This window comes from Streptomyces klenkii, from assembly GCF_003626645.1.
In the GTDB taxonomy this organism is placed as follows: domain Bacteria; phylum Actinomycetota; class Actinomycetes; order Streptomycetales; family Streptomycetaceae; genus Streptomyces; species Streptomyces klenkii.
This window is the reverse complement of record NZ_RBAM01000016.1, coordinates 59,533-84,315: the sequence shown is the minus strand read 5'-3', so window position 1 is coordinate 84,315 and position 24,783 is coordinate 59,533. Positions and strand designations below refer to the sequence as shown.

Annotated in this window: 21 protein-coding genes; 13 read left to right on the top strand and 8 right to left on the bottom strand. The window is 72.7% G+C overall.

Going from position 1 to position 24,783, the window contains the following annotated elements; all coding sequences use genetic code 11:
* Positions 1-38: 38 nt before the first annotated feature.
* Positions 39-1,466, bottom strand: coding sequence for an MFS transporter (locus D7231_RS29215; RefSeq protein WP_158673829.1), 1,428 nt, complete (start codon positions 1,464-1,466; stop codon positions 39-41).
* Positions 1,467-1,672: 206 nt separating this feature from the next.
* Between D7231_RS29215 and D7231_RS29210 the strand changes: the two genes are divergently transcribed.
* The 6 genes from D7231_RS29210 to D7231_RS38180 all read left to right on the top strand — a co-directional run bounded on the left by D7231_RS29210 (position 1,673) and on the right by D7231_RS38180 (position 8,129).
* Positions 1,673-1,960, top strand: a complete 288-nt coding sequence (locus D7231_RS29210) for an ArsR/SmtB family transcription factor (RefSeq protein WP_241999980.1) — start codon at positions 1,673-1,675, stop codon at positions 1,958-1,960.
* Between the two features lie 583 nt (positions 1,961-2,543).
* Positions 2,544-2,828 carry a response regulator transcription factor gene (locus D7231_RS29205; protein ID WP_158673828.1) on the top strand — a complete coding sequence of 95 codons (285 nt, stop codon included), beginning with the start codon at positions 2,544-2,546 and terminating at the stop codon, positions 2,826-2,828.
* 187 nt (positions 2,829-3,015) lie between these two features.
* Positions 3,016-4,233, top strand: a complete 1,218-nt coding sequence (locus tag D7231_RS29200) for a fatty acid desaturase family protein (protein ID WP_241999979.1) — start codon at positions 3,016-3,018, stop codon at positions 4,231-4,233.
* 70 nt (positions 4,234-4,303) lie between these two features.
* Positions 4,304-4,750, top strand: a complete 447-nt coding sequence (locus D7231_RS29195) for a cobalamin-dependent protein (RefSeq protein ID WP_120758613.1) — start codon at positions 4,304-4,306, stop codon at positions 4,748-4,750.
* Positions 4,747-6,147, top strand: a complete 1,401-nt coding sequence (locus tag D7231_RS29190; RefSeq protein ID WP_120758612.1) for a methylaspartate mutase — start codon at positions 4,747-4,749, stop codon at positions 6,145-6,147. Before D7231_RS29195 ends, D7231_RS29190 begins: the two co-directional genes overlap by 4 nt.
* On the top strand, positions 6,144-8,129 hold the full coding sequence (locus D7231_RS38180) for an FAD/NAD(P)-binding protein (protein ID WP_120758611.1): 1,986 nt from the start codon (positions 6,144-6,146) through the stop codon (positions 8,127-8,129). Before D7231_RS29190 ends, D7231_RS38180 begins: the two co-directional genes overlap by 4 nt.
* Before the next feature lie 84 nt (positions 8,130-8,213).
* Here D7231_RS38180 and D7231_RS29180 read toward each other — a convergent pair whose 3' ends face one another.
* The 3 genes from D7231_RS29180 to D7231_RS29170 form a co-directional block, all read right to left on the bottom strand.
* The gene (locus D7231_RS29180) at positions 8,214-8,618 is read right to left on the bottom strand and encodes a carboxymuconolactone decarboxylase family protein (protein ID WP_120758610.1); all 405 of its coding nucleotides are present in this window, start codon (positions 8,616-8,618) and stop codon (positions 8,214-8,216) included.
* Positions 8,619-8,622: 4 nt separating this feature from the next.
* Positions 8,623-8,853 (bottom strand): tautomerase family protein, encoded by a 231-nt coding sequence (locus tag D7231_RS29175; RefSeq protein WP_120758609.1) that lies wholly within the window; start codon positions 8,851-8,853, stop codon positions 8,623-8,625.
* 62 nt (positions 8,854-8,915) lie between these two features.
* Entirely contained in the window at positions 8,916-9,962 is a 1,047-nt protein-coding gene (locus tag D7231_RS29170) for a GlxA family transcriptional regulator (RefSeq protein WP_120758608.1), read from the bottom strand.
* A gap of 149 nt (positions 9,963-10,111) precedes the next feature.
* Here D7231_RS29170 and D7231_RS29165 point away from each other — a divergent pair, with 149 nt between their 5' ends.
* The gene (locus D7231_RS29165) at positions 10,112-11,530 is read left to right on the top strand and encodes an MFS transporter (protein WP_120758607.1); all 1,419 of its coding nucleotides are present in this window, start codon (positions 10,112-10,114) and stop codon (positions 11,528-11,530) included.
* An 84-nt stretch (positions 11,531-11,614) separates the two neighbouring features.
* On the opposite strand, the gene D7231_RS29160 is transcribed toward D7231_RS29165, so the two are convergent.
* Positions 11,615-12,748, bottom strand: coding sequence for a PP2C family protein-serine/threonine phosphatase (locus tag D7231_RS29160; RefSeq protein WP_120758606.1), 1,134 nt, complete (start codon positions 12,746-12,748; stop codon positions 11,615-11,617).
* A gap of 721 nt (positions 12,749-13,469) precedes the next feature.
* Between D7231_RS29160 and D7231_RS29155 the strand changes: the two genes are divergently transcribed.
* The 4 genes from D7231_RS29155 (at position 13,470) to D7231_RS29140 (ending at position 19,654) form a co-directional block, all read left to right on the top strand.
* Complete coding sequence (locus D7231_RS29155) at positions 13,470-13,937, top strand: pyridoxamine 5'-phosphate oxidase family protein (protein WP_228773942.1); 468 nt, start codon at positions 13,470-13,472, stop codon at positions 13,935-13,937.
* A 65-nt stretch (positions 13,938-14,002) separates the two neighbouring features.
* Positions 14,003-17,131, top strand: coding sequence for an amino acid adenylation domain-containing protein (locus D7231_RS29150; protein WP_120758604.1), 3,129 nt, complete (start codon positions 14,003-14,005; stop codon positions 17,129-17,131).
* Between the two features lies 1 nt (position 17,132).
* Positions 17,133-18,386: a cytochrome P450 family protein gene (locus D7231_RS29145; protein ID WP_120758603.1), complete on the top strand. Its 1,254-nt coding sequence runs from the start codon at positions 17,133-17,135 to the stop codon at positions 18,384-18,386.
* A gap of 56 nt (positions 18,387-18,442) precedes the next feature.
* Entirely contained in the window at positions 18,443-19,654 is a 1,212-nt protein-coding gene (locus tag D7231_RS29140) for a cytochrome P450 (protein WP_241999978.1), read from the top strand.
* Between the two features lie 62 nt (positions 19,655-19,716).
* Here the strand turns inward: D7231_RS29140 and D7231_RS29135 are convergent, their stop codons facing one another.
* Positions 19,717-20,388, bottom strand: coding sequence for a hypothetical protein (locus D7231_RS29135; protein ID WP_228773943.1), 672 nt, complete (start codon positions 20,386-20,388; stop codon positions 19,717-19,719).
* Between the two features lie 228 nt (positions 20,389-20,616).
* Between D7231_RS29135 and D7231_RS29130 the strand changes: the two genes are divergently transcribed.
* Together D7231_RS29130 and D7231_RS29125 are read left to right on the top strand one after the other, a co-directional pair.
* Positions 20,617-22,638 carry an NADPH-dependent 2,4-dienoyl-CoA reductase gene (locus tag D7231_RS29130; protein ID WP_120758601.1) on the top strand — a complete coding sequence of 674 codons (2,022 nt, stop codon included), beginning with the start codon at positions 20,617-20,619 and terminating at the stop codon, positions 22,636-22,638.
* Between the two features lie 44 nt (positions 22,639-22,682).
* Entirely contained in the window at positions 22,683-23,240 is a 558-nt protein-coding gene (locus tag D7231_RS29125) for a PadR family transcriptional regulator (RefSeq protein WP_120758600.1), read from the top strand.
* Here the strand turns inward: D7231_RS29125 and D7231_RS29120 are convergent.
* Entirely contained in the window at positions 23,191-24,192 is a 1,002-nt protein-coding gene (locus tag D7231_RS29120; RefSeq protein ID WP_120758599.1) for a DUF6114 domain-containing protein, read from the bottom strand. The two genes, D7231_RS29125 and D7231_RS29120, sit on opposite strands and share 50 nt — an antisense overlap.
* Positions 24,183-24,782: a DUF6230 family protein gene (locus D7231_RS29115; RefSeq protein WP_120758598.1), complete on the bottom strand. Its 600-nt coding sequence runs from the start codon at positions 24,780-24,782 to the stop codon at positions 24,183-24,185. Before D7231_RS29115 ends, D7231_RS29120 begins: the two co-directional genes overlap by 10 nt.
* Between the last annotated feature and the right edge of the window lies 1 nt (position 24,783).

Sequence of the window (24,783 nt, the reverse complement as noted above, 5' to 3'; positions counted from 1 at the left end):
TGGGCGGTAGGCAGGGGACGGCTTGCAGGGGGCGGGGGTCAGGGACGGGCGGTCCGCGGCGTGCGGGCGCGGGAGGGCAGGGCCGCGGGTACGGCGAGGACGACGACCAGGAATCCGAGTGCGACGAGGGCGAGGCAGATCCGCAGCCCCGCCGGCCCCGGGGAGCCGTCGAGCAGGACGCCGAAGAGGGCGATCGACACCGCCCCACCGATCTGGCGCAGGGCGTTGAGCGCGCCGGAGGCCAGGCCCGAGCGGTCGGCGGGCAGTGCGCCCAGGACCACGGCGGGCAGGCTCGGCCCCATCAGCCCCGCACCGAGTCCGAGCAGGGCACTGCCGCAGAAGAAGATCCACCAGCCGGGATGCCCGCCGAGCGGCAGCAGCGCGCAGGCGCCGGCCGCGGCGGCCAGCGCACCGCCGATCAGCAGCGGGCGCGGGCCGGTGCGGGTGACGGCGCGGGCCAGGAAGAAGGAGGCGAAGGCCCACATCCCGGCGAAGGGCAGGAAGGACAGCCCCGCGCCGAGCGCGTCGAGACCCCAGGTGTTCTGGAGCCGCAGCGAGAGGGCGAACTGCGCACCGTAGGCACCGAACTGGAACAGCGCGCCGATGACCAGGCCGCAGGCGAACCGTGGCCGGGCGAGCAGGTCCAGGGGCAGGACGGGGGCCGTCACGCGGCGCTCGACCGCGACGAACGCCGCGCCCGCGACGAGGGTGACCGCCAGCAGCACCCAGGTCACGGTGTCGGTCCAGCCCCGGGCGCCGCCCTCGATCAGCGCGCCGATGCCGCAGCCGACGACCAGGACGGCCAGCGCCTGCCCGGCCGGGTCGAGGGACGCTTCCCGGGTGGCGGACGGAGGCACCTGCAACCTGGTCAGCCACCAGGCCAGCAGCCCGATGGGCACGTTGATCAGGAAGACCGAACGCCAACCGACGGCCGTGGTCAGCACTCCGCCGAGGACGGGGCCGAACACGAGGGCGAGGGAGCTGACCCCGCCCCAGACGGTGAGCGCCCTGGCCCGCCGGGCGGGGTCCGGGTACATGCCGGCGATCACTGCCAGGGAGGCGGGCAGCAGCCCGCCGGCGGTGATGCCCTGAAGCACTCGGGCGGTGACCAGGGAGCCCAGGTCCGGGCTCGCCGCGCACGCCGCCGAGGTCACGACGAATCCCAGCAGGGAGACGCCGAACACCCGCCGGGCGCCCCAGCGGTCGCTGACCGCGCCTCCGCTGAGCAGGAAGGCGGCCAGGGTGATGGTGTAGCCGTTGAGGAGCCACTCCAGGCCGGCCAGGCTTCCGGCGAGGTCCTTCCGGATGGCGGGCAGCGCGACGTTGAGGGCGCTGCTGTCCATGAGAACCATGAAGAAGCCGAGACAGACGGCGAAGAGGGCGAGGGGGCCGGTGGGCCGGGGGACGGCGACCGGGGGTTCGCTCCCGGCGGCCGTGACCTGGCGGGACGGCGAACGGCCGGGCATGACACACCACCGTGCTTCCTGGGACGACATAAAGTGTTAGACGGAGGTCGATCACTATGAATGTAAGACCCGAGTCGAACACTTCGTCAAGTCCCGCTTCCCGCCCGCCGGGTGAGGAGTACGGCGCGGGCGAGGGGTCCGCTTCGGCCGAGGGGCGCGCCCAGTCGCGGCGGGCGCGGAGCCTTTCGCACGTCCATCCCGCCGACGTGACCTTGAGCGACGCGCTCACGGCCCTCGCCGATCCCGTGCGGCGCACCATCGTGAGGGAGCTCGCGGGCGGCCCCGACTGGACCCGGGCCTGCGGCACGTTCGACCTGCCGGTCACCAAGGCGACGCGCAGCCACCACTTCGCGGTGCTGCGCCAGTCCGGCGTCGTCGAGCAGCGCGACGCGGGCTCGCGCCGTCTGAACAGGCTGCGCAGGCCGGAGTTCGACGCGGCTTTCCCCGGCCTGCTGGATCTGGTCCTGAGCGAAGAGCCCGCCCCCGGCATATGAGGGCGCCCGGGGGCGGCGGGCGCCACAGAATTTCTACGGATTTCCCCAGCGATTTTCGGGTAAATTCCGGAGACTGTCGTGTTCGAGGGCGGGAAAAGATACGGCTGCAGCTCGATGCGGGACGGCCGGGCGGTGCGGCGCCCGGCCGTGGGAGGCGGTGCCGCCGAAACGCCCGGTCGGCGCCCGCCGGCGGGCCGCTATTTGAGCCGGTGAAGAGCCTTCAGAATGCACCTGGGGAGTCCGTGCGGCGCGTCCGTCGTTTCCCGTTTCGTCGTCGCGCTGTGTGCGCGTCTATCGACCTTCTGTGATCGATCGGAAAACCGGCTAACGGCCCGGTTGAAATCTGCCTCGGAAGTTGAAACTAAGGATTAGTTTCAACTTCCCCGTACTGGGTAATCCCGGGGTTTTCGTCGATGCTTGGTACGTCTATGACAGGCAATCAGGCGAAATGTCCATGCATGGGGCACACATTTTACGAGGCTTTTGTCGAGGCAAAGAGTTGCCGAACTGTAGGCTGGTCATTCTTTCGTCATGGGTGTCCCGAGTGCTGCGCTTAAATGGGGGTGTTGTTGCAGTGGAAGGCATGATCGGCACTGAAACCGTTGAGCAGGAATCGTGGCTCGAGCAGCGCCGGCGCATCGGCCTGCTGACCGACCGGGAATGCCAGGTGTTCTTGCTGCTGGGGGCCGGTCATTCGAACCGCAGTATTTCCACACGACTTCAGGTGACCGAAGGCACGGTCAAGGCGCACGTGGCACAGATTCTCGGCAAGCTCCGCGTCGAGTCCCGGCTCCAGGCGGGGCTGGTCTCCTACGCGCACCAGCTCTTCAACGAAAGTCCAATGGCCGCCGGCTGCGAGGTCCGATAGAAATCTTCCAGGCGGCGGCCGGACGTTCCGCCCCCGGCCCCCGGCGATATCGGGGGCCGGGGGCGTCGCTCATGCTCCGCGACGTCGATTCCCACGGCCGCCGCCCTTGTCCGTCCTCCGGAGGGCGCCGGAGGGCCATTCCAGGAAAGTCCAGGAATGACAGACCCGGATCGATCCAGGAGAGTACGTGTCCGTCACCGATGCCCATCCGCGGCAGGCGGGCCCGGCCACCGCCGAGGCTCGCGACCCGAGGGAGACCATGAGGAGCCTGCCGGGGCTCCTCCAGGCCCCGCTCACCGTCTTCACGGGCAAACCCCTGGCCGGACAGGCCCCGTTCGGCTGGTCGCCGACCTATCACCTGGTCGCCGCGGTCGCCGCGATGGCCGTGGGAGCCGGCATCGGGGCGACCGGGTGGGCGCTGGGGTCCTGGTTCCTGTTCCTGCTGCTGCCCGGCTGGGCCGTCACCCTGCACGGCATGCGCAACCTGCGCATGATGGTCTACCACCAGTGCTCCCACAAGAACATGTACCGCAGGCGCACCCTCGACGCCGCCATCGGCCGGGCCACTTCCAGCCTGCTGATCATCCAGAACTTCGAGCGGTACAGCCGTGAGCACGTCAGCGACCACCACGCCGCTCACCACATGACGCTTCGCGACCCCACCGTGCAGGCGTTCCTCGTCAGCCTCGGCCTGCACCCGGGCATGACGCGACGTCAGATGTGGCGCCGTGTGCTGGCGAAGCTCGGCTCACCGCGCTTCCACTTCGCCTTCGCCGTCGCCCGGACCCGCTCCTTCTGGAACAAGTCGGCGACGAGCGAGAAGGCCACCTCCGTACTGCTCTACGGCGCCGCGGCCGCCGCCACGATCGCCACCGGCACCTGGGACGCCCTGCTCGTCGTCTGGTTCGTCCCGCTGATCCCGCTCTTCCAGGTCAGCAACACCCTGCGGCTGTGCGTCAAGCACACCTTCCCCCCGGCCGGCACCGAAGTCCGGCGCGGCCGTGAGTACTTCGCGTCCCTGACCAACGCCATCTTCATCGGCGAAGCCGCCCCCGACCGGGCGCTCCCCGCCGGCCGGCGCACCCTGGCCTGGGCCCGCTGGACCCTGCGCATGCTGTTCGTCCACGCCCCCTCGCGCTACCTGGTCCTCACCGGCGACACCGTCGTCCACGACTACCACCACCGCGCGCCGTCGAGCCGCACCTGGGCCGACTACCTCTTCGCCCGCCGGCAGGACGCCGACGCGGGGCACCCCGGCTGGCCCCCGTACCACGAGGTGTGGGGCCTGGTCCCGGCGATCAACTACGTCTTCGACTCCCTGGCGGTCGCCGATGCCGCGGAGTACGACGTCGCCCGGCTGCGCTCGGTCAGCAAGCGCGAGCTCTTCGCCGCCTTCGACGACTGACTCCGGACCGGTCCAACGGCGCGCCCCCACCACGCTCGGCATCGTCACCCCCCGAAGGAGCAGCATTCCCATGTCGCACAGCGAACGCCGTCTCGTCATCCTCGGAGTCGCCGCCAGCGACAGCCATGCTGTCGCCAATCACCTCATCGCCCACGCCCTGCGCGGCCTCGGCTTCGAGGTCGAGAACCTCGGCACCTGCACGCCCGTCGAGGAGTTCGCCCAGGCCTGCGAGCAGCACCCCGAAGCCGAAGCCGTCATCATCGGCAGCCTCAACGGCCACGTCCACGAGGACCTGCGCGACCTGCCCGCCGCACGCGAGGCCGGCCGCATCACCTGCCCCGTCATCGTCGGGGGCAACCTCTCCGTCGGCAGCAGGAAGGACCCCAGGGACCTGGAGCGCCTCCACGACCTGGGCGTCGACCTCATCCTGGAGGACCCGGCCCAGCTCCTGCCCGCACTCGACGAGCTGCGGTCGGACCGCACGGCGGACCGGCAGCGCCTGCCCGTGGCCTCATGACGAAGATCAGCTACCTGCCGGGGCACTCCGGGAGCCCCGGCGCGGACACCCTGCCGCCCCTCGCGGAGTCCGTCGACTACATCGGCTCCCTCGGCAAGCCCACGGCCGCCCGCGTCCTCATGGACGCCCGCGACGCGGGCCGGGTCGCCATCCAGCCGCGCTGCGGCGTCGGCGGCCACGAGGAGATGAAGGCCCTCCTGCGCGAACTCGAGGACCAGGCGCAGCCCGACATCCTCACGCTCACCATCGACTCGCACACCCGCCTGAAACGCTTCGAGCAGGCCCTGCGCTCCCTCAACCGGGCGCCGGCCGACCTCAACGGCTACCCCCTGGTCAGCCACGGCTACCTCCGCGGCAGGGACATCAACGAGTCGGTCACCGCCCCGCTGGAGATCCGCCACGGCTCGCCCGACGCCCGCATCCTCTTCGACGTCGCCGTGGCCTCCGGCATCACCTCCTTCGAGGGCGGCGGCATCTCCTACAACCTGCCGTACTCCAAGGCGGTCCCGCTCGCGGAGTCGCTGGCCGCGTGGCACGACGTCGACACGGTGTGCGGCGAACTCGCCGGCCTCGGCCTGATCATCGACCGCGAGCTCTTCGGCACCCTGACCGCCGTGCTCGTCCCGCCCTCGATCAGCCTCGCGATCAGCGTCCTCGAAGCGGTGCTCGCCGCCCGCGCCGGGGTGCGCTGCATTTCCGTGTCCTACCCGCAGAGCGGCCACCTCGTCCAGGACGTCGCCGCGCTGCGGGCGATCCCCGTCCTCGCCCGCACCTACCTGCCGCCCGGGGTGGACGTGCACGCCGTCCTCCACGAATTCATGGGGGTCTTCCCCAAGAAGCGCGGCAACGCGGAGGACCTGATCTTCTACGGGGCCCTCGTCGCCCGCCTCGGCGGGGCCTCCAAACTCATCACCAAGACCTACCAGGAAGCGTTCGGCATCCCCGACACCCGTGCCAACGTCGACGGGCTGCGGCTGGCCGACCGCGCCAACTCGCCGCTCCTGGACTTCGTCAAGGCCGACGAGGAACGCGTCGCCGACGAGCTCGCCTGGATCGTCGACGAGGTCGCCGACATCGTCGAACCCGTCCTCGCCGCACCCGACACCATGACCGCCATAGCCGACGCGTTCGCGGCCGGCCGCCTGGACATCCCCTTCAGCGCCAGCCGCTACGCCAAGTCCGAGATCATCCCCAAGCGCGACGCCGAGGGCGCCATCCGCTACCTGTCCACGGGCTCCCTCCCGTTCGGCGACCGCACCCGGCGGCACAACAGCGACCTCCTGAAGGGCGCCGGCAGCACGGGCCCCGTCATCGGGTCCCTGCTGACCGGCCTCACCGACGACATCAACTACTTCCCCACCCTCTTCCGGGAAATGAAGCGAGAGGACTCCGAGTGACCGCCCTGAGTACGTCAACGGAAGCAGTACCCATACGCATCTGCATCGTCGGTGCCGGGCCCAGGGGGACCGTGGCGCTGGAGCGCGTCTGCGCCAACGCCTCCGAAGTCGCGGGGGACGCGCCGGTGGAGGTGCACGTCGTCGATCCCTACCCCGCGGGAGGCGGGCGGGTGTGGCAGCTCGGCCAGTCGCGCCGGCTGCTGATGAACACCGTCGCCGGCGACGTGACCGTGTTCACCGACGACACCGTCACCTGCGAGGGCCCGCTGACGCCCGGGCCCACCCAGTACCAGTGGGCGCGCATGGTCGCCGGGGGCGAGGTCACCGACGTGAGCGAGGAGGCGAAGGCCGAGGCCGCGGAGATGGAACCGTGGTCGTACGCCTCGCGGGCGTTCCAGGGGGAGTACCTCGGCTGGGCCTTCGCCCACATCGTGCGCAACGCTCCGTCCGGAGTCCGGGTCCAGGTGCACCGTACGCGGGCGACGTCGCTCACCGAGTGCGCGGACGGCGCGCAGCAGGTGTTCCTGGAAGGCCGGGACCTGCCGCTGACGGTCGACGCGGTGGTCCTCGCGCAGGGGCACTACGACGTCGAGCCCGTGGGCGGGCAGCGCGAGCTCGCCGGCTTCGCCGGCCGTCACGGTCTGCACTACGTACCGCCGAGCAGCCCGGCGGAGGCGGACCTGGCGCCGATCGGTGCGGGGCAGCCCGTCGCCCTGCGGGGGCTCGGGCTGAACTTCTACGACTACATGGCCCTGCTCACCGAGGGCAGGGGAGGGCGCTTCGTCCCCGGTTCCGACGGCGGGCTGACCTATCTGCCCAGCGGCGACGAGCCGGTCGTCCACGCCGGTTCGGGACGGGGCGTCCCGTACCGCGCGCGGGCGGAGATCCGCCAGGAGATCGTGCCCCGCTACCGGGCGACGTTCCTGTCCGCCGACGAGATCGCCCGGCTGAGGGGCCCGGCGGGCACCGGCCGCACCGACTTCATGCGTGACCTGTTTCCCCTCGTGGCGAAGGAGGTCGCCTGGAACTACTACAAGATGCTGCTGCGGACCGGCGACCCGGCCGGCCACGCCCGGCTGCTGGCCGAGTACCCGCGCCACGCCTGGGGATCCCCGGAGATGGAGGCGCTCCTGAGCGACCTGGTGCCCGATCCGGAGCTGCGCTGGAACTGGGAGGCGCTCGACCGTCCCGCGGACCGGCGCGAGTTCACCGGCTCCGCCGACTACCGCGCGTGGATCCTCGCCGTCCTCGACGAGGACCTGCGGCACTCGGACCTGGGCCCGGCCACCAGCGCCGTCAAGGCGGCCGCGGCGGTCATGCGCGACCTGCGCGACGAGGTGCGGCAGGTGATCTCCCACCGGGGCCTGAGCGGTGCCTCCTACCGGGACCACATCGACCGGTGGTTCAGCGGGCTGAACAACTACGCCGCCAGCGGACCGCCGGCCGCGCGCGTCCGGCAGCTCCGTGCCCTGGTCGAGGCGGGGGTCGTCCAGCTGCTCGGCCCCCGTATGAAGGTGACGGCCGACGACGAGGCCGGCGCGTTCCTGGTCGGCTCGCCCCGGGTGCCGGGCGCGCCGGTCCGGGTGACGGCGCTCGTCGAGGCCCACCTGCCGGTGACCGACGTGCGCCGGGCCACCGACCCGCTGCTGGCTTCGCTGCACGCCGCCGGGGGATGCCGGGCCCACTTCATCCCCGACGAGGAGGGCCCCGGCTACGAGACCGGCGGCCTGGACGTCACGGACGTGACCTTCCAGGTCATCGACGGCCGGGGCGTTCCCCACCCGGCCCGCTTCTCCTACGGTCCTCCGGTGGAGTCGGTGCAGTGGGTCACCGCGATCGGCGCCCGGCCGCACGTCAACTCCCGCACGCTGCTCCAGGGCGACTCCATCGCCCGGTCCTGCCTCAAGCAGGGCCTGAACCGCCTCACCGCATCCGGGAGCGCCGCCGAGCGGGACGCGGAGCTGCCGGCGCCCGTGCACTGACGGCGCCGCCGGACGGCCGGAGCAAAGGGGCGGGCCCGGGGGAGTTCCCCGGGCCCGCCCCTTGTCGTTCCTCTGTGCTCCGGCTCAGGAGTCGTGGGCCTCATGGACGTCGTGAACCTCATGGGTCTCATGGACCTCGTGGATGGCCTTCATCAGCGCGATGCCGGCCGGAGCACCGGCGTAGGCGGCGCACTGAAGGGCCACTTCGGCCATCTCCTCCACGGAGCACCCGTTGCGCAGGGCGCCGTGGACGTTCAGGCGCAGCTCTTCGGGCCGGTTCAAGGCGGTGAGGAGAGCGAGGTTGACGAGGCTGCGCGTCCGGCGGTCCAGCCCCTCGCGCGCCCAGACCGAGCCCCAGGGATACTCCGTGATCAGGTCGAGCAACGGCTTCGCCGGAGGCCAGTCGCTCAGCATGGAGTTCACGTGCGCGTCGCCCAGGACTTCCCTGCGGATGCGGTCGCCTTCCGCGTACCGCTCGGAGGACGGCATCCGGTCAGCCCGCCGGGGACGGAGCGGGCTCGGACGGGGGAGCGTAGGCGGGGAGGTTCGTGCACATCTCGCCGCCGACCGCCCAGTCCTCCTGCGGAATGTCGTGGATGACGACGTAGATGCGTTCCCGGGCGCTCCCGCAGGTGCGCTGGAAGGCGTCGGTGAGCTCACGCGCCAGGGCGGCCTTCTCCGCATCGGTCCGGCCGCGCAACATGTCGACAGAGATGACAGGCATACAGATCCTTTTCCCGGAGAGGTCCCTGCGCGAGGTTCCGGCGAGGGCAGTCACCTCTGTTTCTACCTGCGGAGCAGGTCGGCCGGGTATCCGACTTTGGTGCAAGATCCGGCGGCGGGAGCACCGTTACGGCTGTCCGCGGCGCGGTACGCGCGGCGGTATTCGCCGGGGGGAATGCCGACGCTGCGGGCGAAGTGGAGCCGGAGGTTGCCGGCGCCGCCCAGCCCGCACTGCTCGGCGATCCTGTCCATCGGCTGGTCGGTGGTCTCCAGCAGCTCCTTGGCGCGGGTGATGCGCTGGGCCTGGAGCCACCGGAGGGGGGTGGTGCCCGTCGACTGATGGAAGCGCCGCATCAGCGTCCGTACGCTCGTGCCGGCCTGCCGGGCCAGCTGCGGGGTGGTGAGGGGCTGGTGGAGCCGCTCGGCGGCCCAGTGCAGCAGCGGGGCCAGCCCGCCGTCGGTCTCCGCCGGCGGCACCGGCGTCTCGATGTACTGGGCCTGCCCGCCGGGCCGGTGGGCGGGGACGACCAGGTGACGGGCGACCGAACCGGCCACCCGGGATCCCAGGTCCTTGCGCAGCAGGTGCAAGCACAGGTCGATGCCGGCGGTGCTGCCCGCGCTGGTGAGGATGTCCCCGTCGTCGATGTAGAGGACGGTGGGGTCGACGTCCACGGCGGGATAGCGCTCGGCCAGGAGCGGAGCGTGCTCCCAGTGCGTGGCGGCGCGGCGCCCGTCGAGCAGCCCGGCCGCCGCCAGGACGAAGGCCCCCGAACACAGGGAGACCATCCGCGCGCCGCGGTCGTGGGCCTCCCTGACGGCCTCCAGGAGCCGTGCGGGAGGCTCGCCGCGGACGTCCGCGCTGGCGGGAACGATGACCGTGTCCGCCTCGACCAGCTCCTGGTAGCCGTGCGAGGTGTGGGTGGTGAACCACTGCCGGGCCGGGACGGCGTCGCCCTCCGTGGGGTTGCAGAGCCGGAAGTCGTACCAGGGGGTGTGGAGATCGGGGCGCGGCGTGCCGAACACGTGGCAGGGCACGGCGAGTTCGAGGATCGGCATGCCGTCGGTGACCGCCACGGCCACGGTGCGGGGCCTGCCGGGCTGCTGAGTCATGGCAGCAATCTAACGGCTCATGGCAGATCTGCCACTCGATGGGGTGTTCGTGCGCGCCGATAGTGGGAAGCGCCTCCAGTTCGCACCACGGATTCGCACTACGGCTTCGTATTACGGATTCGCACTACGGAGAGACGGCGGATACGTCCATGACCTCAACTCCCCGAACCCGGCCGGTGGATGCGGCCGCGCCTGCCGGTTCCGCACCGGCGGATCCCCGGCGCTGGCTGGTGCTGACCGTCGCGTCGGCCGCCCAGTTCCTCGCGATCCTCGACCTGTTCGCCGTCACCGTGGCCTTCCCCGCCCTGGAAGGCTCGTTCCGCGGGGCATCGCTCGCCTCCATGTCGTGGGTGCTGAACGGCTACACCATCGTCCTCGCGGCGCTCCTCGTCCCCGCCGGGCGCCTCGCGGACGAGACGAGCCGCAAGGGCAGCTTCCTGACCGGCATGGTCCTCTTCGGCCTGTCCTCGGTCGGCTGTGCCCTCGCCCCCGGCCTCACCGTGCTGATCATCGCCCGTGTGGTGCAGGCGGTGGCCGCCGCCGTCCTCGTGCCCACGTCCCTCGGGCTCGCCCTGCCGGCCTTCCCGGAGCGCGAGCGCTCCACGGCCATCGGCATCTGGACGGCGGTCGCGGCCGTCGCCGCGGGCAGCGGCCCGGTGCTGGGCGGCCTGCTGGTGCAGATCAGCTGGCGGTGGATCTTCCTGATCAACATCCCCGTCTGCGCCGTGGCCGTCCTGGCCGGCGTACGCCTGCTGCCGACGGTGCCCCGCAAGGCCTCACAGGGGCTCGACCTGCTCGGATCGGCCCTCATCCTCCTCGCGTCCGGCGCGCTGACCATGGCCTTCGTCGAGGCGCCCGACTGGGGCTACGCGTCGCCCGGCACCCTGGGCTGCTTCGCCGCCGCCCTGGTGCTGACCGGCGTCTGCCTGCGCCACATCCGCCGCGCCGCGGACCCGATCATCAGCCCCACCCTGTTCGCGAGCCGGCTGTTCCGGGTCGGCACCACCGGCATCTTCCTCTACTACCTGGCGTTCGCCGCGATGCTCTTCGAGGCCGCCCTCTTCCTGACCGGCCAGTGGCACTACTCGGTCCTGCGCGCCGGCCTGGGCATCGCTCCCACCCCGGTCACCGTCATGATCCTCTCCGCCCTCTCGGGGAAGATCATCCGCCGGACCGGCGCCCGGGCCTCCGCGGTGGCCGGAGGCCTGGTGTTCGCCGCGGGCTGTGCCTGGTGGCTCGCCGCGGCCGGCCCCGCGCCGCACTACGCGACCGCCTACCTGCCCGGCGCGATCCTCGTCGGCGCGGGCAACGCCCTGATCCAGCCGGCCCTGTTCGGCGCGGCGAGCGGGCTGCCCGCCGAGCAGCTCTCGGTGGGCTCGGGCACGCTGATGATGTCCCGCCAGATCGGCTCCGCCCTGGGAGTGGCCCTGCTCACCGCGATCCTCGGCAGCTCGGAGCACCCGGCGATGGAGGCCTTCCGGCACGGCTGGATCTACATGATCGTCGCCGCCCTGCTGGCCGCGCTGGCCGGCCTCCGCTACCGCGAGAGCACTCCCACCAGGGCCTGAGGGCCCTCCCTGAATGCCGCCCGGTCCGCCTGCCTCCCCCGACAGGCAGGGCCGGGCGGTTCGCCGTGCGCCCGGCGATGCCGGTCAGTGTTCTTCCCGGCCGGCGGGGCCGTGGCCGCTGTCCGGACCGTTGCGGAAGCCCACGGCAAGGGCGGCGATGTCGTCGTCCAGGCCTCCGTTGCTGTAGGTGAGGAGGTCGCGGTGGAGGCCGTCGAGCAGTTCGCGCGGGCGCTGCGGGGCCGTCCGGCGGCGCATCCAGTCCGTCAGGGGGAAGAACGCGCCGGTGCGGTCGCGGGCCTCGGTGACGCCGTCGGTGTAGAGGAGCAGCTGGTCGGCCGGCGTGAAGGCGAAGGTGTCGGTGCTGTAGCAATCGCCGATCAGGCTCGCGAGGTTGAGCAGCGGCGACGGGTCGGTGGGGCTCAGGACGCGGACCCCGTCGCGGTTCAGGAGCAGCGGCGGGGGGTGCCCGCAGTTGAGGATCCTGACGCTGTTGTCCTCGTGCGGGATCTCGACGAGGACGGCGGTGGAGAAGCGCTCCGCCAGGTCGTCGGGGGAGAACGCGGAGTTGTAGCGGGTGCTGCTGGCTTCCAGGCGGCGCGCGATGCCGGCCAGGTCGGGCTCGTCGTAGGCGGCCTCGCGGAAGGAGTTGACCACCGCCGCGGCCGTCCCCACGGCCGGCAGGCCCTTGCCCCGCACGTCGCCGATGAGCAGCCGGACCCCGTACGGCGTGTCGGCCACCTCGTAGAAGTCGCCGCCGATGCGGGCCTCCGCCGCGGCGGCGAGGTACAGCGATTCGATCTCGACGGCCCCGAAGCGGCGCGGCATCGGGCTCAGGACCACCTGCTGCGCCGCGTCCGCGACGAGCCGGACCTGGAAGAGGGACTGCTCGCGCTGGAGCCGGACGTGGCTGCCGTAGGCGGCCGCCACGGTGACCGCGACGATGCCCGCCACCGTGTACCAGGCCCCCAGGCCGGGGAAGACGAGGCTGAGGCCGACCATCAGCAGGAAGCAGACCGTGCCCAGCAGCACCGTGGGGAGCACGGGCCACATGGCGGCCGCGAGGGCGGGGGCCGCGGGCAGGATGCGGCTGAAGGCCATGTCCGGGGGAGTGGCGTACGCCAGACCGGCGATCACCACGGTCAGGATCACCGGTGACAGCTGAACTGGGGACCACCGGCCCTGAGGGCGACGGGGTCGCGGCTGTCCGGGCTTGACCATGCCGCATATCGTATCTAGACATCATGGATATATGGGTCTTTTTCGGGCCTGGCGTACCCCGCCTGGGGGTGTGTCGCGTCCGGGCGTGGCGGCGGGGAGCGTGAGCAGCGCGAATCCCGCCAGTCCCGTGTCCGCGGGATCGCCCGCGGTGCCGTAGCCGGCGCTCTCGGCCACCGGCGATCGGCCGGGCGGGTGGCGCGGCAGGCCCGTACCCGCCATGATCGGCGCGCTCGCGATGACGGGGCAGGTGAGGGCGGGTGGTGCCGGCCGCTTCAGCGGACCCGTCACGTTGATCACAGGGCGAGCGTTGCCGTATGGCCGGAATGTCCGGCGGTGTGTGACTCCGGGGCTCGCCGGGGCTCCCTGGAAGCGAGCGGTTCCGGCTCGAATTCGTTCATGGCCGGTTTGCGGCCTGCCGGGCGCCCGGCCGCGGGTGAGATACAAGGTATCCGCGCGTAGACGGCTGCGGAGGTGCGCGTTCCTGTCCGGCTGCACGGGGCCTTGTGTGGAGGCCTGTGCAGTGACGGGCGGGAACGCGGATCTCCGGCCGCACTGGTCACACCGGCCACCCCCGGTGCGCCGAGGCTACCCGCGGTAATCCGGCCTTGATCACGCCCTTATCGCCGCCGCACTTTCAACACCGTCATCACCTTCATCTCACACCCTCATCACTTTCATCACCTTCATTACTTGAGACAGGGAGCCCTTCATGGTGCCTGCGATGCCCGGAGAAGAACGCGAACACTTCCTGGCCGGCCTCCACGTCGGCGTGCTGGGCGTCACCGACACCGGTGACGGCCGCGCGCCGCTGCTCGTGCCCGTCTGGTACCGGTACGAGCCCGGGGGTGAGGTCGTAGTACAGACCGGCCGGGAGACCGTCAAGGCGCGGCTGCTGCGCGCGGCGGGCCGCTTCAGCCTCTGCGTCCAGGACGAGAACCCGCCCTACCGGTACGTGAGCGTGGAAGGCCCGGTCACCGCGGTCAACGACCCCGTGGACCCGGTCGAGCGCGAGGCGATAGCCCACCGCTACCTCGACCCCGAGGAGGCCCGCGCCTATCTGAAGTCCACCGCTGACCAGCTCGCCGACGACATCACGTTCCGGATGCGCCCGCAGCGCTGGCGCACCGCCAACTTCGCCGCCTTCGCCGCCGAGTTCTCCGAGGCCGACCGGATGGACCGGGACGGGTGAGCCATGACGCACATGAGATCTGACGGACCAGCAGCCGAAACCCTTCCGGAAGCGAGCACGTACACATGGCAGACCTGCACGTCCCGGCGCACCCCGCTCCCCTTACCCCGCACGGCTATCCCCGGGAGCGCAGCCTTACCGACCTCTTCGCCGAACAGGCCGGCCTGCGGCCGCACGCCCCCGCGGCCCGGCACCACGACCGCACCCTGACCTACGGGCAGCTCGCCGCCCGGTCCGACGCCTTCGCCGCCCGCCTCCTCGCCCACGGCATCGAGCCCGGGTCGCCGGTGGGCGTGTGCGGCAGCCGCTCCCTGGAGGCGCTCGTCGCCTTCCTCGGCATCCTCAAGGCCGGCTGCGCGTACGTGCCGCTCGACGAGGAGCTCCCGCCGGCCCGGCTGCGGGCCATGGCCGAGGACGCCGGGCTGCGCGCGGCCGCCGTCCTGCCCGGCAGCGGGCGGCGCATACGCGGGCTGCTGACCTGGATCGAGGTCGACGCCGTGGGCACGGAAACGGCGGCCGCCCCGGGTGCTGCCCCCGCCCCCGCGGCCCCCGTCCCCGCGACCGACTGCGCCTACGTGATGTTCACGTCCGGGTCCACCGGCCGGCCCAAGCCCGTGGCGATCCCGCACCGCGGCGTGGTCCGCCTGGTGTTCTCCGAGCCCGAACTGCCGCCGCCCGGCCCCGGCGACGGCGTCCTGCACGGCTACGGGCTCTCCTCCGACGCGTCCACCATCGAGATCTGGGGCGCGCTCCTCACCGGCGCCTGCCTGGTCCTCGCCGACCGCGAGGAGCTGCTGTCCCCCGCGGCGCTGGAGGAGGTCTTCCACGCCCACGGCGTCACCGTGGCCTACCTGACCACCAGCGTCTTCCACCTCGTCGCCCGGAACCGGCCCCGCGCGTTCAAGCGGCTCCGCTTCGTCTCGGCCGGCGGGGAGGCCATGGACCCCGCCCTCGCGCGGGCGGTCCTGGAGGCCTGCCCCGACGCCACGGTCGTCAACTTCTACGGGCCCACCGAGAACTCCGTGGTCTCCACCGCCCACGTGCTGCGCACCCTGCCCGCCGACGCCACGAGCGTCCCCATAGGCCGCCCCTTCGGCGCCTCCACCTGCCACGTCCTGCGCCCCGACGGCTCCCTCGCGGCGCCGGGTGAGGAGGGCGAGCTGTACGTGGGCGGGGACGGCCTGGCCCTCGGCTACCCGGGGGACCCGGAGCTGACCGCCGCACGGTTCGTCCGCATGCCCGCCGCCGAGCCCGACGGCCTGCTGTACCGCACGGGCGACCGGGCCGTGCGCGCCGCCGACGGCACCCTGGAGTACCGCGGGCGGCTGGACCGCCAGGTGAAGCTGCGCGGCCACCGCATCGAACTGGACGAGGTGGAGGCCCGGCTGCGTACCCACCCCGAGATAGGCGAGGCCGCCGTCGAGATCGAGGCGGGCGCCTTGACCGCCTACGTGACCCCGGCGGAGCCCGGCCATGCCCTGCGCCTTCCCGACCTGCGCGCGTACTGCGCGCAGTGGCTGCCCGCCCAGGCCGTCCCGGCGCTCGTGGCCAGGGAGTCCTTCCCCGTGACGAGCGGCGGCAAGATCGACCGCGCCCGGCTGGCGGCGGACACGGCGGCGTCCCCGGGCACTGCCGTGACGACCGCCGCGACCACTGCCGCGACCCGGGACCCCGCGCCGGAAGGCACCGACCCCGGCGTCGCCGGCCTGCTCGACGCGCTCGCCGAGGTGTGGCAGCTCGTGCTGCGCGTCCGCCCCGCGCCCGAGGACGACTTCTTCGCCCTCGGCGGCGACTCCCTCCTGGCCGGCGAGGCCGTCACGCGCACCCTGGCCGTCCTCCAGCTCGACGCCGGACTCGGCTCCACCCTGGTCAGGGCCCTGCTGGCGGCACCCACGCTCGCGGGGTTCGCCGAAGCCGTCCGCGAAGTGCGCACCGGTTCCGCGGGCCGGGTCGCACCCGGCGCCGCCGTCGACTTCCGCCGCGAGACCGAGCTCGGCTTCGTCCTCCCGCCCGCCGAAGGCCCGGCGCCCCGCCCCGGCCGGCCGGAGCACGTGCTGCTCACCGGAGCCACCGGATTCGTCGGCGCCTTCCTCCTCGACCGGCTGCTGCGCGCCACCACCGCCGTCATCCACTGCCCCGTCCGGGCCTCCGGCCCCGCGCACGCCGAGCGCCGCGTGAAGGCCGGCCTCCTGCGCTACGGCCTGCGCCCGGACGCCGCGGCCTGGCAGCGCGTACGGTGCTTCCCCGCCGACCTGGCCGCCCCCGGCCTCGGACTGGCCCCCGGACACGCCGCCGAGCTGTCGCGCTCCCTGGACCTCATCGTCCACAACGGCGCGCGCGTCAACTTCCTCTACCCGTACGAGGCCCTGCGCCCCGCCAACGTCGACGGCACCCGCGAGATCGTCAAGCTCGCCGCCGCCCGGCGCGTCCCCGTCCACTTCCTGTCGACCGTCGCCGTCGTCGCCGGCTTCGGCACGGCCGGCGTGCGCACCGTCGACGAGGACCTGCCGCTCGACCACGCCGACGGGCTCACCATGGGCTACGCGGAGAGCAAGTGGGTGGCCGAAGGGGTGCTGCGCAGCGCGGCGGAACAGGGCCTGCCGACGGCCGTGTACCGGCCGTACGAGGTCACCGGCGACCGGCAGCACGGCGCCTGCAACACCGAGACGGCGATCTGCTCGCTGTTCAAGACCATCGCCGAGACGGGCCTCGCGCCCGGCATCGACCTTCCGATGGACTTCGTGCCCGTGGACCACCTCGCCGAGGCCGTGGTCCACATCGCCACGCAGCGCCCGGCCACGGGGCGGGTCTATCACGTCACCAACCCCCGCCCGGCCACGCTGGCCGGCGTCCTCGACCGCATGCGGGCGGCCGGCTTCGCGCTGCGGACGCTGCCGTACGGGCAGTGGGTCGGCGAACTCGTCCGCCACGTCGCCCGCAACCCCACCAGCCCCACGGCCCCGTTCGTCTCCCTGTGCGTCGACCGGAGCAACAAGGCCGACATCTCCGTGAAGGAGATGTACCTCAACGGCGTCTTCCCCGTCCTGGGGCGGCGCAACGCCGAGGAGGCGCTGGCCGGCAGCGGGCTGGAGTGCCCGCCGGTCGACGCCGCCCTCCTCGACCGCTACCTGGAGTACTTCTTCACCTCCGGCTACATCGCCCGGCCCGAACGCACCGCCGCCGAGGGGGCATGACATGACATCCACCGATGAAACGGGCGCCACTGACGCCCCCATGACCGTCCCGGCCTTCGACCCCGCCGACCCTGGCCCGCCCTGCGCCTACGCGCGCCTGCGCGCCGAGCAGCCCGTCGTCAAGGCGCTCATGCCCAACGGCGAGACGGGCTGGCTCATCAGCCGCCACGAGGACGTGCGCGCCGCCTTCGCCGACCCCCGGCTCACCCGGCCCCTGCTCTCCGCCTGGCCGCCCCGCGAGGACGCCGACGCCCCGCCGCCGTGCCTGCCCACCTTCCTGGAGATGACCGGCGAGCACCACACCCGCGTCCGCCGCGCCGTGTCCCCGCTCTTCAGCCGCCGCCGGCTGGAGTTCATGGCCCCGCGGATCCGCGCCATGGCGGAGGAGCTGATCGACACCATGGTGCGCGGCTCCGCGGACGGGACGGGCGACCTCGTGGCGTCCTTCACCGAGCCGCTGCCGCTGCGCGTCCTGTGCGAGACGGTCGGCCTGCCGCACGAGGACCGCGACCTCTACCTGCCGCACACCCTCACCCTGCTCAGCGCCGCCGGCCTGTCCATGGACGAGATCCTTGAGGCGCTCTACGCCCTTCAGGACTACGCGTCCGGCCTGATCGACCGCAGGGAGAAGGAATTCGAAGAAGGAGGGGCAGGAGGGGCAGGCGGGGACGACTACATCAGTCTCCTCCTCGCCGAGAGCCGCCGGGAGGGCGGCGACCTGACCCGCGACGACGTCGTCAGCTTCGTCGTCACCATGCTCATGGCGGGCTACAAGACCAACATCCAGCACACCGCGAACGCCCTGCTGGCGCTGCTCACCCACCCCGGGCAGCTCCGCCGGCTGCGCGACGAGCCCGAGGGCATCGATGCCGCGGTGGAGGAGCTGCTGCGGTACGTCCCGCTGATGAACGCGATCAACGTCCTCGTCGCCCTGGAGGACTTCACGCTGCACGGGCAGCGGATCCGCGCCGGCGACGCCGTCCTCCCCGTGATCGCCTCCGCCAACCGCGACCCGGAGGCCTTCCCCGAGCCCGACCTGCTCGACCTGACCCGCTCGCCCAACGCGCACACCGCGTTCGGCTACGGGCCCCACTACTGCACGGGCGCCCACCTCACCCGGCTCCAGCTGTCCGTCGCCCTGCGCGTGCTGCTGGAGAAGCTGCCGGACCTGGAGCTCGCCGAGCCGGCGGACTCCCTGCCCTGGGACGAGACCACGCCGCTGCGCGCCCCGGCCCGGCTGCCGGTCCGCTGGTGACCCCGCCCACCCCGCCCGCTTCGCCCGCCCCCAGCCCCCGAAAGGTTTCGCGTACCGTGTCCGCACCGGAACAGGCCCTGCCCCACTACCCCTTCAGCGACCGGGGCGACCGGCTCGCCCCCGAGCTCCACGACCTGCAAAGCCGCTGCCCGGTGGCCAGGGTCCGCACGAACGCGGGCGGTGAGGCCTGGCTGGTCACCGGCTACGAGCTCGCCCAGCAGGTGCTGCGGGACCGCAAGTTCGCCCGGTCGGTGCTGGGCGCGCCCGGCGGCCCGACCCAGGACGCCCCGATCCTCGCGCCCGAGCTGCTGGACGCCATGAACCATCTCCAGCGCGCCGGGCTGCGCGACGAGGCTCTGAAGGCGCTCGGCCGCAAGCAGCCCGACCTGCCGGCCGACTGGGTCGCCGGGATCACCGTCCAGGGCCTGGACGCCATGGTCCGCGAGGGCGCCCCCGGCGACCTCCAGCGCCACTTCGCCGAATGGGTCGCCGCGCAGTGCATGTGCCGCCTGCTGGGCCTGCCGTTCGAGGACCGCCACTGGCTGGCCGTCCGCGCCGACCTCGACCTGACCATGAAGACGGCCACCGACGAGGAGCTCGCCCGCAACTGGGAGGAGCTCCGCGTCTACATGCAGGAGTACACCGCCGCCCGCCCGGCCGAGCCCCGCGGCCTCCTGGACCGCCTCGCCGGACTCAACGCGCGCGAGGAGCTCGACGGCCGGCAGCAGGCGCTCGACGAGCGGCAGTTCTCCAACATCGCGGCCATGCTCTACGTCACCGGCTACGAGGACTTCGCGAGCTTCCTCGGCGTCGCGGCCCTCAACCTGCTGCGGCGCCCGGAGCTCATGGACACCCTGCGCGCGCAGCCGGAGCTCATGCCCCGGTGCGTCGAGGAACTGCTGCGGTGCAGCGTCGTCCTGGGCAACGCGATCCCCCGCTTCGTCACGCAGGACGGCGAGCTCGGCACGGAGGCCGTCAAGGAGGGGGACCTGATCCTGCTCTCCCTCGACGCCGTCAACTTCGACCCCGGCGCCTTCGAGGACGCCGCGGACTTCGACCCCGGCCGGTCGCCCAACCCGCACCTGCGCTTCGGCTACGGGCGGCACCACTGCGCGGGCGCGCACCTGGTCCGCCGCCAGTCCGAGACGGCGTTCCAGGCCCTGCTGGACCACCTGCCGGGCCTGCGCCTCGCGGTGCCCGCGGACGAGGTCCCGTGGGTGCCCAACCGCATGGCCATCATGCCCGCGGGGATGCCCGTCACCTGGTGATCCGGGACGCCCCGTGCGGCGGCGGAGCGCTCCGCCGCCGCACGGGGTCACGGGGAAGCGCGTCAGCGCTTGGCGACGAACGCCCGGCCCGACTTGCTGCCGGCGGAGCAGGACGCCTTCTCCTCCGCGGTCATCTTGCGGGACTTGACGACCACCGCGTTGCTCTTGCCGTCCGTACCGTTGGCGGCCGGGCCGGTGATGGTGTCCGGCACGTACCAGTAGTAGTGGCCCCACTTCGGGCTGTCGTAGTGGGTCTGCCACGTGCCCGTGACGGTCTGCATCACCTGGGCGCGGGAGATCCAGCCGACCTCGCCGGGCTTGACCGTCATGTTCAGCGAGCTGTTCTCCTCGTGGTTGCTCGACCACGTGTGGCCGTAGTTCGCGGTGACGCTGACGTCCACGATGCCCGCGATCTTGCCGCCGGCCGTGACGGAGACGCCGACGGAGTCCGTCGACCCCACCGAGTCGGACCAGCCCATCGACTGCGTGGCGTCCGAGGTGCTGCAGTTGTAGAGCGAGTTGGACACCTGGCGGAACTCGCCGAGGAACGCCTTGCCGAGCACGGGGTCGTTGAAGCTGCACTTCCCCTCGCCGGACGAGCAGTCGGCTATGAGCTGCTTGCGCGTGGGCTGGTCGTCGGCGGCGGCCGGGGCGGCCATGGCCGCCATCAGTCCGAGCGCGGCCGCCGAAAGGGCCGCCAGTCTGGCGCCGTTGCGCATCGCCTGCTTGTTCAACGTGATCTCCTGCCTCTCAACTCACGTGAGGGAGCCACTGGTTCCATGCGGCGGAATCAGTGATTCCGGGGGGTGATCTTGAGGCTCGTGCATGGATTGGGTCAACAACACCAAGGGTTGGCAAAGTTGTAGTTGATCTTGGAACGGTGCAGAACCTTATGCAACTAGTTGCAAAAGTGCCTCGGGGGCTCTAGAACTGGTACGACCGCACCGTGAGAAAGGCCCCCGATGAGCCCGTATCCGCACCTCATGAGCCCCCTCGACCTCGGGTTCACCACCCTTCCCAACCGCGTGATCATGGGCTCGATGCACGTCGGGCTGGAGGAGGCCGAGCACGGCTTCGCACGGATGGCCGCCTTCTACGCCGAGCGCGCCCGCGGCGGCGCCGGGCTGATCGTCACCGGCGGCATCGCCCCCAACGACCGGGGACGCCCCTGGGAGGGCGGCGCCAAGCTGACCACCGCGGCCGAGGCCGAGGAGCACCGGGCCGTGACCGCCGCCGTCCACCGCGAGGGCGGCCGCATCGCCTTGCAGATCCTCCACTTCGGCCGCTACGCCCACCACGCCGGCCTCGTCGCCCCCAGCGCGATCCAGGCGCCCATCAGCCCGTACGTCCCGCACGCCCTCACCGGGGACGAGGTCGAGGAGACCGTCGAGGACTTCGTGCGGACCGCGGAGCTCGCCCGGGACGCCGGCTACGACGGCGTCGAGATCATGGGCTCCGAGGGCTATCTGATCAACGAGTTCACCGCCGCCGCGACCAACCGGCGCACCGACCGCTGGGGCGGCACGTACGAGAACCGGATCCGCTTCCCCCTGGAGATCGTCCGCCGCACCCGCGAGCGCCTCGGCCCGGACTTCATCCTGATCTACCGGCTGTCGATGCTCGACCTCGTGCCCGGCGGCTCCTCCCTGGCCGAGGTGACCACCCTCGCCAAGGAGATCGAGGCCGCCGGCGCCACGATCATCAACACCGGCATCGGCTGGCACGAGGCCCGGATCCCGACCATCGCCACGTCGGTGCCGCGCGGCGCGTACGCCTGGGTGACGAAGAAGCTCATGGGCTCCGTGTCCGTCCCCCTGGTCACCACCAACCGCATCAACACCCCCGAGCTCGCCGAGAAGCTGCTCGCCGAGGGCCACGCCGACCTGGTGTCCCTGGCCCGGCCCTTCCTCGCCGACCCGGCCTTCGTCGCCAAGGCGCGCTCCGGCCGGGCCGACGAGATCAACACCTGCATCGGCTGCAACCAGGCCTGCCTCGACCACACCTTCAGCGGCAGGATCACGTCCTGCCTGGTCAACCCGCGCGCCTGCCACGAGACCGAGCTCGTCCTCGCCCCCACCCGCCGCCGCAAGCGCATCGGCGTCGTCGGCGCGGGCCCCGCGGGCCTCGCCTTCGCGGTCTCCGCCGCCGAGCGCGGCCACGCCGTCACGCTGTACGACGCGGCCGCCGAGATCGGCGGGCAGCTCAACATCGCCAAGCGGATCCCGGGCAAGGAGGAGTTCGAGGAGACCCTGCGCTACTACCGCACGCAGCTGTCCCTCCACGGCGTCGACGTCCGCCTGTCCACCCCCGTGACCGCCGCGGATCTCACGGCCGCCGCGTACGACGAGATCGTCCTCGCCACCGGCGTCACCCCCCGCACCCCGGACATCCCCGGCACGGACCACCCCAGCGTGCTCGGCTACCTCGACGTCCTGCGCGACGGGGCCGAAGCCGGCGAGCGCGTGGCCGTCGTCGGCGCGGGCGGCATCGGCTTCGACGTCGCCGCGTACCTTACCGACAGCGGCGACGGCGCGAGCCTCGACCCGGAGACGTACTTCCGCCGCTGGGGCGTCGACACCGGCTACCGCACGCCCGGCGGCCTCGGCGAGGCCGACCGGCCCGCGCCGCCGCGCACTGTGCACCTCCTCCAGCGCAAGGCCACCAAGGTCGGGGCCGGGCTCGGCAAGACCACCGGCTGGATCCACCGCACCGAGCTCAAGCACCGCGGCGTCACCATGACCGCGGGCGTCACCTACGACCGCATCGACGACGACGGCCTGCACATCACCGTGGGTGGCACGCCCACCGTCCTGCCCGTCGACACCGTCGTGCTCTGCACCGGCCAGGAGCCGCGCCGCGAGCTGTACGAGGAGCTGCGCGCGGCCGGGCACTCCGTCCACGTCATCGGCGGCGCCGACGTCGCCGCCGAACTCGACGCCAAGCGCGCCGTACGCCAGGGAACGGAGCTGGCCGCGGAGATCTGAGACGACGAGGGCCCGTGCCCGCGTCCGGTCCTTAGGATGCGGGCATGTCCCTCCCGCACGCGATCCTCACCGCACTCCTCGAAAAGCCCTCCTCCGGGCTGGAGCTGGCCCGCCGCTTCGACAAGTCGATCGGCTACTTCTGGTCCGCCACGCACCAGCAGATCTACCGGGAGCTGGGCAGGCTCGAAAAGGCGGGACTGATCCGCGCCCTGCCCGCCGCCCCCGCGCGCGGGCAGAAGAAGGAGTACGAGGTCCTGCCCGACGGCCGGGCCGCGCTCAGCGCGTGGGTCGCCGAGGCCGGCGCCCCCCGGCCCGTCCGCGACCCCCTGCTGCTGCGGATGCGGGCCGCGGCCGTCGTGGGCACGGCCGGCCTGGCGGAGGAGATCCGGCGCCACCTGGACCTGCACCGGCGCCAGCTGGCGGAGTACCGGGCGATCGAGGAGCGCGACTTCCCGCCCGAGCGCGACAGCGCGGAGGACCGGCTGCGCCACGTGGTGCTGCGCGGCGGCATCGGCCTGGAGACGTTCTGGACGGAGTGGCTCACCGAGGCGCTCACGGCGGTGGGGGAGCCGGTGGGGGAGCAGGGGAACGGCCGGGCCTGAGGGCCAGGCCGGCGGCGCCGATGGTGCCGCTGGCCACCAGGGCCTGCTCCGCCGTGACGTCCGTCATGAAGACGAACGGCGGCGCCACCGGCGGCACGGGCAGCCGGTCCGGGGTGAAGGTGAGGCAGAGGATGCCCTGGACGCAGCCGGTGAGCCGGGTGAGGTACAGCGTCACCCGCCCGCCCAGCCTCAGCTCGTCGGCGTCCAGGGCCAGTTCGGCGCCGCCGCCGTCCCGCGTCCGCAGCCGGTAGTCGCGCAGGGACGCCGCCCGCATGCTCAGCACCATCGCCCTGCGCGGGCCGTCCGCGGTCGGCACTTCGGCGACGCGGGCGAGCGTGAAGCCGTCCGGGGTGAACCGGGTCGTGGTCACGGTCGGCGGCGTGCGCGGCACGCTCACGGAGCCCGGGACGGGGGCCGGCGGGCGCGGGCCGGGCGCGGGGACGGCGGTCGCGGCGAGGAGCACGAAGGGCAGCGCGACCGCCAGCGTCTTGTGCGGCGGGTGCGCGGCCGCGCCCGGGTCCGGGTCCGGCAGCCGCGGGGGCTCCGGCGCCGGCTGCTCCGAGGCTTGCGCGGGCGGCTGCTGCCCCGGGCTCCACGCGAACCCCATCGCCCCGCCGGCGATCCCCAGCAGCATGCCGGCGAGGAACCCGCCCAGGTTCGTCACCGCGAAGGACAGCACCGACAGGATCACCGCGTGCATCCCGACGTAGTGCCGGGTGTGCGGCAGGAACCACAGGAACAGGCCCGCCGCGACGAGCGCCGCCCCGATGCCGAGCGCGGCGACGCCCCCCAGCCCCAGGCCGACCAGGACCGACACGGGCGCCAGCGGCACGGCGGCGATCTCGGCGCCGGCGAGGACGAGCAGGGCGCCCGCCCAGAACGGCCGCGTCCGCCGCCAGGCCGCGAACCGGGCCCGTCGCCGGGTCCCCCGGGTCCGCCGGGTCAGAAACACGCCTTGCCGTTCAGCTGCACGTCCAGCGCCAGTCCCTTGAGCTTGAAGTCGCCGCCGGTGGCCGACCGGGCGTGCGACCGCACCCCCGACACCGACACCTCGGAGGCCTGCAACCCGAACTGCCCGGCCTCGCCCCGGACACCGGGCACGGTGTCCAGCGTGGAGGCGTCCCGGCCGATCTGGACCCGGCCGAAGGAGGCGTCCCCGGTCAGGTCCTCGCTGTCGAGGACGAGGTTGCTCGCCCGCACCTCCCCGGCCGTGCCGCCCGCCGTCAGCTTGAACACGACCGTGCCCAGCGGCGTGGCGACCTGCGCGGACTGGCAGATGTCGGAGAGCGTCGCCTCGCCGAGCCCGAGCAGGGCGACCGGGTGGCCGGCGCCGTCGGCGGACCGGTCGACGTGGACGTACGACGCGAGACCCTTGCTCGACAGCGCGCCCGACGACACCTGGAACGCCGACCCCGACACGGCGAACGACGACGCCAGCACGCCCTCCGCCATCCCGACCGCCATCGCGGCGACCGCCGCGAGCGCCGGCACGGCGACGACCGCGGCCTTCTTCCACGATGTCCTGCCCTCGGACGGTTCCACG